This is a genomic window from Proteus alimentorum (assembly GCF_002607735.1).
Classification (GTDB): domain Bacteria; phylum Pseudomonadota; class Gammaproteobacteria; order Enterobacterales; family Enterobacteriaceae; genus Proteus; species Proteus alimentorum.
This window is the reverse complement of record NZ_NBVR01000001.1, coordinates 34,302-50,049: the sequence shown is the minus strand read 5'-3', so window position 1 is coordinate 50,049 and position 15,748 is coordinate 34,302. Positions and strand designations below refer to the sequence as shown.

Below are 15,748 nucleotides of genomic sequence, written 5' to 3'. Positions count from 1 at the left end.
CGGACTTTTTTCATCATGACCTCTGCAAATTAAAGGGCAGAAAATCTAATTATAGCTGTCTTATTTTAGGGGAAGTGGACAGGGGTAATTATGAATAATCAAAATTTAGAAGTGTTAGTCACTACATTATCAGTACCAAGTAGAACGACAAGCGAAAAAAATAGCAGGGTTACCAAAAAATTCGCTAGCATGCAATTAACGTAATGTGAATTAGATACTATTAATAATGCCATATTAATGGCTCTACTATTTGCCAGTTAAAACCTTTTTGTTAAATAACGTGAATAAGATTAAGGCTACGCATTATGTGTAGCCTTAATTATTTTTGTAAGGGTTTTGAATTAGGTTAATTCAAACTTGAATTGATTAGTTTTGTCGGTAGAAAACAATTATTTCTTATTTTACTGTCCAAGCTTCTGAAAAATGACGTTCTGAAAATAATTCTACTAACCCACTGATTTGTTTTAAGCGTAATACTTCATCTTGTGACATACCTAATTCATCACCAATCCGCTTATCGTTCCATCCCAATCGGGATAGATCTCTAACTATATCTGACATAGCTGCGACTTGGTGTTGTCCTCTTGCGCGATTATGACGAATAGTTGTTGCTATTTGATCCGACATTGTGTGGTTTTTAACATCAAGAATGCTAATTGGTAAATAATTATTAATTCGTTTTTTTAAGGCGTTTTCTTTGCTTAATAAATAACGATGATAGCCATCAACGATTTGCCATTGCAATTGTTTAGTTTTATTTTGTTGTGAACATAATACTACAACGGGTTGAGTATAACCGTCTTTTATCAATGAGGTTTTAAGTAATCTCTTTTCTGTCGGAGACATAACATTAGGATTGTAGTCATTTGCTATGACTTGATTTTGCTTTATCCAAAGAACGCAATCTATAGGTTCATTTTTGAACGGACTCATTTGATGAAGAAATAGTTTAATTTTGTTGATAGCTTCGATTTTTTGCTCATCATTGAGTTTTAGTAAATAATCTTTTAGCGAAGAAAACACTGTTTCAATAGTCATATTCACCTCTTGTTAAATCAACTGCCAATTTTTACGTTTTTCCTGTATACGTTTGAAATACCTGTCATAACAGTGTGATTTGGTAGGACTAAATGCTAATGTTCTACACCAAAAATCATTACGTAAAATAGTTTTACAGATCCGTCGCCAAGACGGGATTTGTTTGCTGCTAGTATCACCGTCTTGTTCATCTGGTATTCCATTTGGATAATCTCGCTCCGCATACCAGTGAAGATAAACTGCGATTTTATTTCGGTAATGTTCAGCGGTTTGTTCTGGTAAGCTCGCTAGTAAAAAGTGGGCGTAAGATTTCCATGTATGATGGGCGGGTTTACTCATTTTACGTTGCCCAAAAAAACCTGATTTATTACGAGGGTGGGTGTATAACATACCTGCATCAGCACCACTCACTCGTTCACAGGCGAGACTCCACGTCTCAGGTTCTAAAACATGGTATAACCATAGCCCTTTACGTTGTTCAGGGCCAAATGGTTCACAAATGCGCATTTGGCTTAAACTAACCCCAGCTTGATGCATGAGATCATAAATAGAATTATAGGGTAGGTTAAAACGTGAAATATATGTCCAAATATCTTTTACATGCCAGTCATAAATAGGATAGGCCATATAATAAAAACCTTCAGGTGATGCTGTTGTCCATGGGATGTCATCGGCATAACGTAATTTTTGGTTATTATTGATCGCGATAAAGCGATTTAATGATTCATCGGCTCTAATTCCTAATAAAATGACTGAACTGCGATGATTTCCGGTGATCCACTGATTAAATGCCGGTGTGAAGTCTTCAAAAATTATATTCGGATGATAAAAAGGGAAAAAGTCTGGATCGGTAATTGCGTCTTCTGGCGGCTGCCTCACCCATTTTTTTTCTGGTTCCCAAGCCGTCCAAGTAGGTTCATATTGTGAGATCCCGCTTTCCGTCGTTATAGGTAATGCTATCCAATAAAATCGCTCGGTACAGTCTTCATACAAAGACTTCATTTTTGCAACATGACTAATGGTAGCGGAGTATTGCACCTCCCAGTCAAGAAACATGACGTTGAATTTTCGATGTCGTTTTCTCGCTTCAGCAGCAACCAGATGAAAAAGAACAGTAGAATCTTTACCTCCAGAAAAGGAGAGAGAGATTTGTTCAAAAGTGTCAAACAACCATTCAATCCGTGTTTGAGTGGCATCTAACACGTTTTTTCCAAGAGGAATTTTGTGTTTGCAAGACATAACTATCACCAGAATAAGTTAGTTAATAGTATTATTACTTAATCACATTTAGACTATAAGGGTAAGTGATGATTACTAGTTGTTACTGAAGTTTGTTTGAAAAATGAAATAAATAATTATATCTCATTGTTATTATTGACAATCTATAGCAATGAAAAATTTATTTTATAATTATTAGAAATAAAGTAAGTGATTTAGTTAGTCGATAATGTTTTAAAAATATTTCCTGATTTATTATTCGGTATTTTCAACTATTCATACAATAAATAAAAAATAAAATAGTCATTTTATGATGGGGTATTGTATGACATTAAGTACACATAATGGAGTCAAAGTATATACACCAGTGTCATTGAAGCTATACGATTGGTGGGTACTTAATATTTCTAATAGCTATGCATGGCACTGTGACACGAATAAATATTTAATTCCACATTTTAAAAATCATCTCGGTGATCGTCATATGGATATTGGTGTTGGAACGGGATTTTATTTAAAAAAATCATTAAATTATATAAAAGAAATCTCATTGACTGATCTTAACTTACACAGTTTGGAACATACTAAAAAATATATACCTGATGATAAATTAATAAATTGCCTTCAGCATGATGTTTTTCATCCTTTTTCTAATGAATTAAATACATCTTATGATTCTATCTCTTTGTTTTACTTACTACATTGCTTGCCAGGAACAATGGATGATAAGAAAAAAGCGATAGAAAATATAAGTTATCTACTGACAGAAAAAGGGGTTTTATATGGTTCAACGATTTTAGGGAAGGGAGTTAAACATAATTCTTTTGGTAAAAAATTAATGTCTATTTACAACAAAAAAGGTATTTTTTGCAATTATTCTGATTCTGCCGAGTCTTTAGAAGAAATGCTTTCTTATTTATTCCATGACATCTCTATACATGTACAAGGTACAGTAGCTTTGTTCACCGCGAAGAATAAAAAATAATAAGAAATATTATTCTGAATTGTAGGTTTTTTTATCTTTATTTTCTTAAGGAACAGTATGTTATCACGTAGTCTGTTTTTTACCTTTTTATTATTAACACCAACCGCATTTGCCACAGATACATTAAGTCATAATATAGAATATTATTCTAATGTCACATTAACCGATTTTAATTCGGGAAAAATTGAAGATGGTCGGTATTTTTGTGTTAAAGCGATGAATCATGGTGGTGAATTTATTGCCTGTGCAGTATCTAACAAGTCAGATTGGGCTTCTTCCTATGAACACTTTTTTCAGCAAGCTCATTATTACTACACAACAGGTAAAAGCTTTAGGTTATATGTTCAACCTAATGTTTGGACACATCCAAAATTTACTCGAATATATTCAAATAAAGCGATAGCAGGGTTCGCTAGTTGTCATAATAGTCGTTGTATGGGGCCAACAAAAGACAACTAATTGATTAATATTCAGTTTTATAAATTGGATAAATCCCATTAGAATTTCAGATAGATTTTTTTAAATTAGAGAGAGTAAAAGAATACGCTATAAATACTAACTTAATGATATTTAGGGGACTATATGAAAATTTTATTTAAAAGTATTTTTTTTGCAGTCGGTATTTTGTCTTCTAGTTTTTCCATGGCAGATAATGCTGATGAGATAACGAAAGTATCTTATGCATGTGAAAATAATCAAATAATGGAAGTTATTTATATAAATACAGACAAGGATAGCTATGCGATCATTAATCAAATGGATGAAATGATCCCAATGAAAATCATGAAAATGGCTTCTGGTGCAAACTATGAGGCGATGAATAAAGCTTATACATATAAGTTGTATACTAAAGGTGATAATGCCGATTTAGTTGAAGGAAAAGACAAACCAGTATTGAGTGGGTGCAAAGCGGGTTAATTGTCACTAGTTTTATTAAAAATTATTTAGCGCTCTCATAGAGGTCACTTCGGTGACCTTTTTTGTATTCATCATGTTTACCTACAAAACCCAACTTAAACGTTAAACAGATTTGCTGAATTAATGGTGGCTATCAAATCAATATTATTCATTCCTTTATAAGATCACTTAGGTGATCTTTTTCGATATATTTAATCCGATTCTTTAAGTGTATTCATGGATATAAATATTTCTCGCATCATTTGAGTAATTCTCCAGCAGTCATTTAAATCTTCATTATCGAAGCTACACCAATGAAAAATAGTATATACATGTAGAGGATATTCGTGCTGTAATAATTCTCTAACTTCTGATTTATATTTATTAATTTGAGTATCCTGTTCTTCTAGTGCCTGTAATATAAGCATCATCAGTGTAAATTTTTGGTCATCATTAGACAGTTTCTTATAATGTGAAATATATTTATCTATATGTTGAGGGATCGAAACAATATAAGCCCAATCTTGCATCCAATGCTCATTAGGTAAGTTCAAATCTGTGGCGAGTTGTTTGATTGCAACAGCAGTTTCATAACGTGGAGCAGGAGTATTATACATAGTATGATTCTTATGAGTTTTTGTATCTCTAAATTAAAGTCTATTGTAATAGTAGCAATATAATTAAAAAATGATACTAACAAATTTGAGTATTATATAATAGCATCACAATCGAGGTGGGATTAAGTTTCATAAAATTAACCTTTGGCAATATAAATATTTTTTAATTGATAAATTTGAAGTTTGATGCAAATAAAAATTTTAAAGTAGGATGAAGAAAAATTATAATGATCTGTAAAACAATTAAATCTAATTGATAAGTAATTATAATTTTTATAGGTGATTAATGAAATATGATAAAAAACCATTATACAGAAAGCAAAATACAACAACACGGACTCATCCTTGCGATCATCATATGGGTGGAAAATATAAATGGGAGAGAGCTAAATATAAAAAGATAAATGAGTTCTCTATCGTTCGTTTATCAATGAAAGGAAAGGTGATGCGAGGTTATGACTACACACCGTTATTTCGCTTTTTATTAAATAAAGTCGGTTGCTTATGGAACGATGTTTTTAGTGAAGCGATTAAACGTTTAGATAAACCAGAGCCAATATACTGGATGGTTTCATTAGATCATACTGAAAAACGCGAGTATGTGCGTATTGGTGATAGTTCTTATTATTCACAATTATATATTGATGAAAAAGGATATTTACAGAAAGTAAATTCTTCCTTTGAAAAGGGAAATATACCAATATATTGTTCTTGTTGTACTTATACATTTAATGGTGAATTAATAATATAATTATTATTTTATTCACAATAAATAAATGAGGAGTGGTATGAAAAAATATTCATATTCACAATTATTCAGTTATACATTTTCAATTTTATTTATTATGGCTATGTTTTTTTATTGGAAATTTGAAATTAAAGAGTATGTTATAATTTCAAATGTATCGATTAAAATAGCATTGGTGATCTCTGTTATTGTTTCGTTAATATGCTTTTTTTTCATATATAAAAAACCAACTTTTAATAAGAAAATAAAAAACTTATTACTTTTTCCTTTAGCATTAATTATGGTTATATTCATTATTGAATATTTCATAATTTCTAATATTGTTTATTTTACTCGTGGAGAAATAAGTAGCTATAAGTCTAGTTACTCATACGTAGAAGGAAGAAGAGCATGTTCTGGTATAAAAGTAAATGATGAAAGTGAAGGTGAAGTAAAGGTTTGTGCTAAAATTGTTTACGGTAATATTGATGAAACTGGAAATGCAGTGGTTTTTAAGAAAACAAATGTTTTAGGTTTTGAGTTGATATCAGCAGAAACATACTAATATGAAACTGAGATAAAAACCTCATTAAATAAGGAGGTTTTTATGTGTAAATTTTATAATATAAACAATAAAATTATTAAAAACTCATTCTAAAGCCTGCTGTCGCATATATTGGAGTTTCTATTTTATTGCCATTTTGATAATTTATTTCAGTATAGAAAAGGGCATCGTTACCTATATTAGTTGTTAAACCAACACCATATTTACCAATATTTCCAGAATAATGACTATCAAATGATATGTTATTAATCTCTATTTCGTTACTTTTAATGAATTCACGAGATATTGCTGCTTTTATGTAAGGCTTAACATTGTGGTTTGCAATCAGTAAATTACTTTCTAATATGGATCCTAATTCACCTTTTAAGCTATCAGCATTGTGGATGTTTGCTTTCATACCGTTTTCTAACAAATAATGCGACTTACCAATATGAGAATAAAGGATCTGACTGTATGGTGTAAGTGTCAGTGCGCTTGAAAACTCAAGAGGATAGCCTATTTCTGTTGACGCTGTAATTGCATTTTGATTGTAATTTCCTTTAACTTTTCTACCTTCATTCATATTAGTATTGATTTCATTATGAAGATGATTCATTTTAAATAAAGAATCTACATAAAAACCAGAATGATTAAGCCAAGTTAAATAAATACCACCGCCATAGCTATTAATATCACCATTATTGATATTGTCAGATTTGATCTTACTCTTAGTATAAGAAGTCATTAAACCAAATAGCAATTGATCATTATTTATGGCTATTTTCTTATCTATACCAATTTGCATTCCATTTAAGTTTGAATGGAATTGGCTATAACCTTTATCGTTCAAATGAGAATTATTGTTTAAATAACGAACCCATACGCCGAGATCATTATTATTTTCACGTAAAAAACCCATTCTTTGGTGTAAAGTACTCGTCTCAATACTCAATATGTGCTGCGGTGCTGAGGCCATATTAATAATAGCTTGAGCACTATTGCTTAATATCGGCTGGGTAACATTAGGTTGTTTAGGGGTATCAGGCTGTTTAGAAGTATCAGGCTGTTTAGAAGTATCTTGCTCGCCAGCTTTTCCGCCTACAAGATACCATTCTGTATGGCCATCATTAGTTTTGCTATTTAATTTATATTTCCAAACACCAACTTCAACATTACCGTCTTTATTTAATAAGTTAAAATCAGCATCACCACTATTTACATAAACTAATTGAGTTTTTTTAGGATCAGAAATTTCTTCTCCACTATCATTTATTTTTAACCCAAAATGCCCAGTTGCATGATCTGAAATATAAATATTATCGCTTAAACCATCGGCTAAGCTGCTGCTTAAAATAAAAGTACCTTCACCAGTGAGCGTTTTTAATTCAAGTCGATTGAATTGCATACCAGAAGCGTAATGATCCATTTCAAATTGGCTACCAGCTTGCATTTCTAAATTGTTAATATGAGTGATTAATTCTGGGCCCGGTTTTTCTGGTCTAGGGGCATCACCATCATCACCATAATCTTCATTCCATGAAGGTACAATATATGTTTTACCTGCTAGTGTTAAGTTTTCTATAAAAATATTAGCTGAAGGGACAGGATCATTTTTAGATACATCAGTAGATTCAGCATCAATGTTATCAATATATAATTCAGCATTTTTATCTATAAATAGCTTGCCTATAGATGATGAATTTGCGCTCATATCAATATTACTGGTGTCTGTTATTATAGTATCTTTAATAGTGGGAATACCGATTTCTTTTTTACCATATGTATACATACTAATATTAGCATCATCTTTAACGATAGTGCCTATCGCTAGGCTATCACCATACATTCTTAATACTGCCTGGTTTGCAAGAGTAATATTTTGTATTTCGTGGCTTTTATCTATATAAAGGTTTGTTGTATCACTATAAGTTGAATTAGAGGTAATTTCCTTATTAGAGAGACTAAAATGCTGTGTGTTATTTTCTTTGGCATAAGCTGAACCAGCTAAGAAAGATAATATACTTATAGTAATAATATTTTTACTAAAATGTTTATTCAATAGCATAAAATATGACCTGTTTTGTTTTTTGTTGTGTGAAAAACAGCTAATTTATGCTTAATGATTATGGTGTTTGTTTTTTTTATCAATTTAAATAAACTTAAAAGATTATATTTAGAATATAATCTTTCTTAAGGTGAATTCTATTAAAGAAAAATGTAATTATTTACTATATAGAATAATATATATTAGGTGGTTATTTGGCTTATGGCATTTTTTATTTAAGTAAAATACCATAAGCTAAAAAAGAATATTATGATAGTTAGCTATTATATTTTTGGGGCTCTGTATGCTAAAATAGCAAAAAATATAGCCCATAAGAAACTGATAACTTTAAACCATTTAGGATATTTTTTTTGTAGAGAAAACCAGCAAAAAATAAAGGGAGCAAAAAAAGTGGCAACAGCTAAAATCGCAAATTTGGTTTTATAAAATCTTTTTGCTTTGAATTCTTTTTTAACTCTTTTCTCAATTTCTTTACCGTTTCTTTCTACTTCAGCTCTTTCACTATTCCATGATGGGTATTTATTATCTAACCAGCGAGTTATCCCAAATAATGAGGTGGTAATTCTATTTTTTGCGTGTTGACTTGTATCGCCAGAATATTTAATCTCTTGAATAACTTGAAAAAATGATACAGTAAGCCTAAGAAATTCATTGTCTAATTTCTTATAATGCAGTAGTTTATCAGAGTTAGGGCTTTTGCTTTTTTTCTCCGATCTTTCAAAACAACCGATCATTGTAGAGACTTCATCAACGGCTTTATCTGCAAATTTATTAAATTCTATTTTTTGAATTTCTTGTGGTGAAGGCCCGTCATCAGAAAGACTAATTCTATATGTAGTTCCTAAACCAGGAAAAATTGAGTTTCTTTTTCTTATATTGGCTTTTATGGTTTTTTTGGGGTTTAGAAACATGAATGATACCTATCTATTTTCTAATTTGTCGTGAATATACTAATATTTTTTTTAAATATAAACAACGAACTATATCGCAAATATCCTATCAATAGTGTATTGCAAATCATCTTTAAATGATGATTTTGTAAAACAGTGTAAGTCAGACCGTTCTGTTACTGTTTTGTGCCAATATTTTCTCTTTTACAAATGGGGAATTATTATGTCTACAATGAAAACAGAAGTGATTGTTATTCGTTTAACAAAAAAAGAGCGTGCATTATTGGATTCAATAAAAACAGCACCACTACTTGCTGATTGGATGAAAGAATTAGCACTTTCTAAATTACAAGAGCAAGAGATCTCATCTAATAAATAATTACTAATGCCGACAAAAAGGGAATTGAGTCGGTATTTTTATTTTATTATTTATACAATAAAATTGAGTCGTAATAGCAATAATGGTTTATAGTTTATGCCCATTAAGCTTTAAGATAATAGGTATGGATATAAATAAAACTAAAAAATAGTGGGAAAGGGAATGTTAATGGTTTTATTGGGTTGCTTGCTTCTCAATTATTATTTCAATGATATCAACAACTATTGCTAATAAAAAAGCCCAATGTGGCGGCATTGGGCTTAGTGACTCGAATAGATGGGTATAAAAAACTATTGGAGATCGGTATAAATGTAGTGAATTTTCATTTTATAAATTAACAATAAATGCTTTTTTTTTAGTAAAAAGTGTTTTTATGCCTTATGTCGTCTAGTTTTAAGACAAATTGACGTTTTTTCATTTCATTTGGCCATGTGGCGTTTCGTAGATTTGCTTATTTTTTACTTTTTGTTACGTAAATAGAGAGATCCATGTTCTCTTTTATCAACACTTGGTAGATAACAACAAGCTGATTATAATCAAGCAGTAATAAACTTTTTCTCGAATATTTCTTAAAAATTAAAGATACAGCATGAATAAAAACGATAAATTATTTATTTCTGAACAACAGAAAATAATGTGTGAAAGATACGGTGTTTTACCTCAACAACCAGAAGAAATGGTGGCGATTGCTTTAGATAATCTAAATGGTAATCCTATCTATGGTACACGCATAAGGCATTCAGAAGGTGGAACTATAAGTTGGTTTTTCTATTGTGAGGAGTATTGTGCAAAGGATAACTTTTATCAACCATTGCATACGGAACATTTGGGAGAACTGCTACCTGAAGTAATAAATTATCTTTGCCTACCAGAAGGGTATAATTTTATTATTGATAGAGACGGATATGAAGATGTTTGGTTTGAAGAGAGAAATGAATAAGTATTTATCATTATTTTGTAATTTTTAGATTAAGTAGATTAAGTAGATTTACATTTTATATGTTCTTAATCATTAAGTTTCACAACTATGTTGAAAATGTATAATATAAAAAATTAAGTTGTTTTAAAAATATTAATTGATATTGGTCTTACTTTTAACATAAAGACAATGACAGGTTAATCAGTTTAGGTAAATATTATAAGAGTATTTAATTCACAATTAATAAGGAAGGTAGCTATTTATGTTTCCAGAATATCGTGATTTAATTTCAAAACTTCGTCAGACTGATCCCCATTTTCGTGCTCTTTTTGATCAACATAACGAACTTGACCATAAAATTGTTAGATTAGAACATAAAGATAGAAGAGGATATGGTGAAGAAGTTATTGATCTAAAAAAACAAAAATTAAAATTGAAAGAGGAAATTCATCAAATCCTCAAAAATCCACCGGAAGAAGAGTAAGTAATAAAAATAAGTACTCTATAAATACATAAAGATGCAGAAACCATCCAACTAAAAAGGATGGTTTTTCGTTTTTAGAAAGATAATTTATTTTTGATATAAAATTATATAAACCACTTGGTTTTATTTATAAAGAAAAGGCTACTGATGTAGCCTTTTAACTGCCTAGGTTCTAAAAATGATAATTTAATTATGTTTTATGTCAAAATTCATCTTTCCAAAACAAATCGAAATGATTTGAATTTATTTTATAAATAGCTCTAACGTTATCATTAATATAATGTTTATACATTTCATCGTCAGAAAAATAAATGGATACGGCTAACTCACATTCTGAAGATATTTTTCGTGGAGCATCTATAATTTTTGAGGAGAAATTATCTTGTTGGAGTTGTTGCTGAAGTTTTTTCACTGCGTATTGCTCATGAAAAAGAAATAAATAGTTATGCGTCATTTTTGCTAGTTCCATTATTTTTCGCTTTATTTACAGCATAGGTGTAGATAGCAGCAACAATGATAGCAAACAACAAACCAATAATAATAACTAGCTTACCATTATTTGTAACACCAGCGGGGCTTGAGGCATAAGAGAAGTTATGAGCAAATGCTGCCCCCACTAACATGCCCATTACGCTTACAGCGGCATCTGAGTTACCTTGACCTGCATTAGCGAGTTGTCGTAATGGACATCCCGTAATGAGTACACCGCATAAGCCTACAAGCACCATAGAGAGAAAATTCCATAGTCCATCGCTGTGGGCTATAGGTTGATTTTCAAAACCAAGATTAAATTTGCCTAAATAGAGATTACCCAAAAAAACAACGAGTGTTAATGTGATTACACCAAACGCCATATTATAATTGCGTGATAAAAATACATGTTTGGCCATCCCAATAAAGCAAAACCTTGTGCGTTGAATAATAAAACCAATACTAAGTCCGGCGATGATAGACATCCATACTGGTGCATGACTTGCTCCAGGACCTTTTACACTGGCATTGAATATATCACTATTCCATAAGAATAAAGCAAATAGGAATATACATATAATAGGTAAAATAAAACCTTCTATAGATGATTGGTTATAATTTCTTGGGAGAGAAAATCCTTTTTTAACAAATAAACTGCCTATGCCAATTCCCATTATTAATCCAACTAATCCTATTACAGCATTTAAATCACCAGCGCCGATACGAAGTACCATTCTTAATGGGCAACCTAAAAAAACTAAGCAGCCTACCATCATGAGAAAACCCAGGGTAAAACGAATAATAGGGGCAGAGCCTGCCTTCGATTGAAATTCTTTGAAGATAAGTGCGGCAATAAATGAACCAAGAATAAAACCGAATATTTCAGGGCGGAGATATTGTACCGTTTCGGTGTGATGTAAGCCCATACTTCCTGCGCTATCACGAATAAAACAAGCGACACAAACACCCATATTAGGTGGATTTCCGTTAATACCAAGAAGTAACGCAATAGCACCAATAATAAACCCAGATAGGATTAAAACCCATTTTATAGACATCAAAAACCTCCGTTGATGGGGGTGTTCCCCCCTGACTAATAGAACCTATTAAGTACGGAGCAACTATATATAAGAATAACGCATTATTCTTTTATATAGATCACGTCAAAATAAATAAACCAGATAAGATGTTTTTTAGAATATAAAAATGTTAATGTAATGAGTAATAAGTTAATTATTGTTTAAATAACTTATTGCTAATAATGTAGGGTATCAAATGACGTTTAGAAAGGGATTTAATTATTTACTTCTTTTTTCCATTTTTTATATGCATCTGTAATTACGGGTGAAATCTTGTCATAATTATCCCATGAGTTTAATTAAGATAATACTTACCCATATTTTATTATTCTTTGAGTTAATGGCAAAAAATGTCATCAGGTCAATAAATTTTATTTTATTGCGATAAGCCTTATAATAGCTAAAATTATAGAGATTTTTTATTTCTATATGATAATAGTTTAATATAGTCAGTTACTATATAGTCCGGTTGAACGTGATTTTTTTATTCTTATTAATTGCGAATGAGTGTGATCTTATAACTCCAATTATTTAGGTTAGGTCACTTTTTTATTTTTCATTTTTTGCTAAATAATAGCTTAAATTATTTTCTATCCTCATTTTATGAGAGGGTTTCTTTATTTTTTATATAAGTAGTGAAATTTATTTTGTTGATGAATCAATTTTATGGAATAATTATTACTCCTATTTCTTATTGATATTCAATTTATGTATTACTTTTTATTTTTATTACTTTCTGTATTTATATGCTCAGGGTGTACCACTAATAAAGCAACCGAGTCTAAATCAATTGAAACACACACCGATAATCCCACTCTTGATAGTCACGCAGTTAATAATAACTTGGTTTTTATGTTAGGAAAACAATCTCGCTTTGAAATGGAAGTGCAAGAAGAAAAACAAAGACTTGGACAAGTTTTTAAAGTTGGTTTGAATGAGAAAAGTCCATCAATAAACAATCAGTATTTAAATAATAATAATTCAACATTAAAGCCTATTCAAAAAATAAGCTTTACCATGCCAGTTCCTGAGCCTATTTGGAATGAAAAAAAACAAACAGTTGAATTCAAATGGAAACAAAAGCCACATTATACTTTTGATGCCTATTAATATTTTAATACCAGTTTAAAAATTTAATTTATATGGAAAAATTATGCGTATAGCAATTACCTTCTTATTATCTTTTCTATTACTAGGCTGTACTACTGATAACGTTACTTTTAGTACGGGTAATTCAGGAAACCATAGAATAGGCAGCCCAGTGTGTTCTGCATTAGTTTGTGGTAAGAATACTCGAACACCAGGAGAGCAAAAAGCAATTAATGAAGCTGTTCATGAACAACAGCGGGCTATTATGCGAGGAGAAAAACCTGATTTACAGATCATGGCTTCTTATTAAAAATTAACACTATTATCTATGCCAGTAATGACTACTGGCTGATAATGATTTTTTAGATCTTATTAATAATAAAGATAGTTTGAAGCCAAGTGTTATAAATTTATGTATGGCTATAATGAAGTATATGAAAAGCAAAAATAGGATCTCTCTATTTTGAGTTTTATTTCCTCTTATTTTCCTTATTTTCCTTATTTTCCTTATTTTCTGATTTAGGCATTTTATGCCTATATCAGTATCGAATAGCAATTGAAAGAAGAAGAGTTTGATTCTATTATAGAGCGTATATGTTTTATTATGATCTGTATATAAGGATTGGCGTGGGTATTGTAAAAATTTCTGATGAATTACATGAGTACTTGCGAAAAGCAAGCAATGTAATGTCACGCTCTGTTAATGCTCAGGCAGAGTTTTGGATAAAAATTGGCATTCAAGCAGAGTTAAACCCAGATAAAACGTTTCCAATGATTATCAATGAAATGCTGGAAAAAGAAGCCATTAAGCAAGAAGTAGAATAAGAGGAAAAAAAGTGGATAAAATAACGATTAAAACAGCTGATGAAATTGAATTAATGCGGGAGTCAGGGCGTTTATTGGCGAAAGTTTTTACAATGCTTGATGATTTTATTGTACCAGGTGTTTCTACACTAGAGATTAACGATAAAGTTGAGGATTTTATTGTCAATGAACTTCAATCAAGACCAGCAAGTAAGGGGCAGTATGGTTATGAATATGTGTTAAATACATCTATCAATGAAGTTGTTTGCCATGGCGTACCAAAATCAGATGAGCGTCTTAAAAGTAAAGACATTATTAATGTTGATATTACACTAGAAAAAAATGGATTTATTGCTGACTCGAGTAAAATGTATATTATGCCAGAGGCATCTCCTATTGCGCGAAAACTAGCAAAAACAACGTATCAAGCAATGTGGGAAGGTATTAAGGAAGTAAAACCGGGGGCGACATTAGGCGATATTGGACATGCTATTCAAAGCTGTGCGCAAAGTCATGGTTATAGTGTAGTGAGAGAATACTGTGGGCATGGAATAGGAAGAGAGATGCATGAAGCACCACAGGTACTACATTATGGTATCAAAGGGCAAGGTGTTGAATTAAAAGAAGGTATGACTTTTACAATTGAGCCAATGATAAACCAAGGCGGCGCTAAAATAAAAACTAAAAAAGATGGTTGGACTGTTGTGACAAGAGATAAAAAGTTATCAGCTCAATCAGAACATACTATTTTAGTAACAGCAACAGGGTATGAAGTACTCACTTTACGTCCTGAAGAAGTATTACCATAATTATTACTCTTTTATCATTTATAGCCATTTTAAGAGAAAATACTCTTTATAGATTTGGTTTTTAATTAAAGTGGCTAGTAGTATCTCCTTTATTTTTCATTTCTATCAATAAATTAAGTTCAAAAATCAATATCTTTATAAATCCAAGTTGTAAATTATACGTTGAACACTATATTAATATCAATATTCATTAAGTATTAATGGATTGTTATTAAACGATTGCAGGACGCGATTATTTCTCTATGGAAAAATAAGGATGTTAATATGGAAAACATTTCAAAAACTTTAGAAGAGTGGGGATCATGGATAGCCAATGATCAAAATGCTATTAATTTATTGAATAATAATAAAAAAGAGCTTATTCCAGAACGTATAAAGTTAAGAAAAAAATGTACTCATCATAATGCTAATATTATCAATGATTTAATGAGAAGGTTGATGATGCACAATAAAGAGGATTATCAGTTGCTTATTAATTATTATGTTTTTGGTAAAACGTTTATTCAGCTTGCAAAATATGAGCGGTGTTCAGATACTTATATTGGAAAAAAACTGAAAAAAGCAGAAGGTGTGATTGAAGGTATGCTGATTTTCTCAGGTGTTAATTAAGATTATAAATAAAATTTAGAATTGATAAAAATAATGCTTTACGATCGTAAAATAGAGATTATGCTTATAACACTTAGAGCAATTAAGGTATCAAAATACGATGTTTACTATAATTTTTGTACGT

General features: G+C 30.6%; 20 protein-coding genes. 13 read left to right on the top strand and 7 right to left on the bottom strand.

Features of this window, described 5'->3' with window-relative positions:
* Positions 1-396 precede the first annotated feature (396 nt).
* A complete protein-coding gene (locus B6258_RS00260; protein WP_099073621.1) occupies positions 397-1,038 on the bottom strand; it encodes an IbrB-like domain-containing protein in 642 nt (213 codons plus the stop codon).
* A 12-nt stretch (positions 1,039-1,050) separates the two neighbouring features.
* Positions 1,051-2,277 carry a phosphoadenosine phosphosulfate reductase gene (locus B6258_RS00255; protein ID WP_099073620.1) on the bottom strand — a complete coding sequence of 409 codons (1,227 nt, stop codon included), beginning with the start codon at positions 2,275-2,277 and terminating at the stop codon, positions 1,051-1,053.
* A gap of 304 nt (positions 2,278-2,581) precedes the next feature.
* Here B6258_RS00255 and B6258_RS00250 point away from each other — a divergent pair, with 304 nt between their 5' ends.
* The 3 genes from B6258_RS00250 to B6258_RS00240 all read left to right on the top strand — a co-directional run bounded on the left by B6258_RS00250 (position 2,582) and on the right by B6258_RS00240 (position 4,159).
* Positions 2,582-3,241, top strand: a complete 660-nt coding sequence (locus B6258_RS00250) for a class I SAM-dependent methyltransferase (protein ID WP_099073619.1) — start codon at positions 2,582-2,584, stop codon at positions 3,239-3,241.
* Positions 3,242-3,298: 57 nt separating this feature from the next.
* The gene (locus B6258_RS00245) at positions 3,299-3,700 is read left to right on the top strand and encodes a subtilase family AB5 toxin binding subunit (protein ID WP_099073618.1); all 402 of its coding nucleotides are present in this window, start codon (positions 3,299-3,301) and stop codon (positions 3,698-3,700) included.
* 123 nt (positions 3,701-3,823) lie between these two features.
* The gene (locus B6258_RS00240) at positions 3,824-4,159 is read left to right on the top strand and encodes a c-type lysozyme inhibitor (RefSeq protein WP_099073617.1); all 336 of its coding nucleotides are present in this window, start codon (positions 3,824-3,826) and stop codon (positions 4,157-4,159) included.
* A 191-nt stretch (positions 4,160-4,350) separates the two neighbouring features.
* On the opposite strand, the gene B6258_RS00235 is transcribed toward B6258_RS00240, so the two are convergent.
* The gene (locus tag B6258_RS00235; RefSeq protein WP_099073616.1) at positions 4,351-4,755 is read right to left on the bottom strand and encodes a hypothetical protein; all 405 of its coding nucleotides are present in this window, start codon (positions 4,753-4,755) and stop codon (positions 4,351-4,353) included.
* A 286-nt stretch (positions 4,756-5,041) separates the two neighbouring features.
* Between B6258_RS00235 and B6258_RS00230 the strand changes: the two genes are divergently transcribed.
* Both B6258_RS00230 and B6258_RS00225 read left to right on the top strand, forming a co-directional pair.
* On the top strand, positions 5,042-5,506 hold the full coding sequence (locus B6258_RS00230) for a hypothetical protein (RefSeq protein ID WP_099073615.1): 465 nt from the start codon (positions 5,042-5,044) through the stop codon (positions 5,504-5,506).
* Between the two features lie 37 nt (positions 5,507-5,543).
* Positions 5,544-6,047, top strand: a complete 504-nt coding sequence (locus tag B6258_RS00225; RefSeq protein WP_099073614.1) for a hypothetical protein — start codon at positions 5,544-5,546, stop codon at positions 6,045-6,047.
* Between the two features lie 76 nt (positions 6,048-6,123).
* Here B6258_RS00225 and B6258_RS00220 read toward each other — a convergent pair whose 3' ends face one another.
* Both B6258_RS00220 and B6258_RS00215 read right to left on the bottom strand, forming a co-directional pair.
* Positions 6,124-8,091 (bottom strand): autotransporter outer membrane beta-barrel domain-containing protein, encoded by a 1,968-nt coding sequence (locus B6258_RS00220; RefSeq protein WP_099073613.1) that lies wholly within the window; start codon positions 8,089-8,091, stop codon positions 6,124-6,126.
* A gap of 263 nt (positions 8,092-8,354) precedes the next feature.
* The gene (locus tag B6258_RS00215; RefSeq protein WP_099073612.1) at positions 8,355-9,002 is read right to left on the bottom strand and encodes a hypothetical protein; all 648 of its coding nucleotides are present in this window, start codon (positions 9,000-9,002) and stop codon (positions 8,355-8,357) included.
* 202 nt (positions 9,003-9,204) lie between these two features.
* Here B6258_RS00215 and B6258_RS17960 point away from each other — a divergent pair, with 202 nt between their 5' ends.
* The 3 genes from B6258_RS17960 (at position 9,205) to B6258_RS00205 (ending at position 10,763) form a co-directional block, all read left to right on the top strand.
* Positions 9,205-9,360, top strand: coding sequence for a hypothetical protein (locus tag B6258_RS17960; RefSeq protein WP_164996110.1), 156 nt, complete (start codon positions 9,205-9,207; stop codon positions 9,358-9,360).
* Positions 9,361-9,949: 589 nt separating this feature from the next.
* Positions 9,950-10,300 carry an immunity protein Imm33 domain-containing protein gene (locus tag B6258_RS00210; protein ID WP_099073611.1) on the top strand — a complete coding sequence of 117 codons (351 nt, stop codon included), beginning with the start codon at positions 9,950-9,952 and terminating at the stop codon, positions 10,298-10,300.
* Positions 10,301-10,541: 241 nt separating this feature from the next.
* Entirely contained in the window at positions 10,542-10,763 is a 222-nt protein-coding gene (locus B6258_RS00205; protein ID WP_099073610.1) for a DUF465 domain-containing protein, read from the top strand.
* A gap of 202 nt (positions 10,764-10,965) precedes the next feature.
* Here B6258_RS00205 and B6258_RS00200 read toward each other — a convergent pair whose 3' ends face one another.
* Entirely contained in the window at positions 10,966-11,232 is a 267-nt protein-coding gene (locus B6258_RS00200; protein WP_099073609.1) for a putative Se/S carrier-like protein, read from the bottom strand.
* Positions 11,207-12,292 carry a YedE family putative selenium transporter gene (gene yedE / locus B6258_RS00195; protein WP_240531494.1) on the bottom strand — a complete coding sequence of 362 codons (1,086 nt, stop codon included), beginning with the start codon at positions 12,290-12,292 and terminating at the stop codon, positions 11,207-11,209. The genes B6258_RS00200 and yedE overlap by 26 nt, the downstream gene beginning before the upstream one ends.
* Before the next feature lie 873 nt (positions 12,293-13,165).
* On the opposite strand from yedE, the gene B6258_RS17955 reads away from it, so the two are divergent.
* The 5 genes from B6258_RS17955 (at position 13,166) to B6258_RS00170 (ending at position 15,624) form a co-directional block, all read left to right on the top strand.
* Positions 13,166-13,423 carry a hypothetical protein gene (locus B6258_RS17955; protein ID WP_164996109.1) on the top strand — a complete coding sequence of 86 codons (258 nt, stop codon included), beginning with the start codon at positions 13,166-13,168 and terminating at the stop codon, positions 13,421-13,423.
* Positions 13,424-13,466: 43 nt separating this feature from the next.
* Positions 13,467-13,712 carry a hypothetical protein gene (locus B6258_RS00185; protein WP_099073606.1) on the top strand — a complete coding sequence of 82 codons (246 nt, stop codon included), beginning with the start codon at positions 13,467-13,469 and terminating at the stop codon, positions 13,710-13,712.
* 317 nt (positions 13,713-14,029) lie between these two features.
* Entirely contained in the window at positions 14,030-14,227 is a 198-nt protein-coding gene (locus B6258_RS00180; protein WP_036913277.1) for a ParD-like family protein, read from the top strand.
* A gap of 11 nt (positions 14,228-14,238) precedes the next feature.
* Positions 14,239-15,015 carry a type I methionyl aminopeptidase gene (gene map / locus B6258_RS00175; protein ID WP_099073605.1) on the top strand — a complete coding sequence of 259 codons (777 nt, stop codon included), beginning with the start codon at positions 14,239-14,241 and terminating at the stop codon, positions 15,013-15,015.
* A 264-nt stretch (positions 15,016-15,279) separates the two neighbouring features.
* Positions 15,280-15,624 carry an antiterminator Q family protein gene (locus tag B6258_RS00170; protein ID WP_099073604.1) on the top strand — a complete coding sequence of 115 codons (345 nt, stop codon included), beginning with the start codon at positions 15,280-15,282 and terminating at the stop codon, positions 15,622-15,624.
* Positions 15,625-15,748 lie beyond the last annotated feature (124 nt).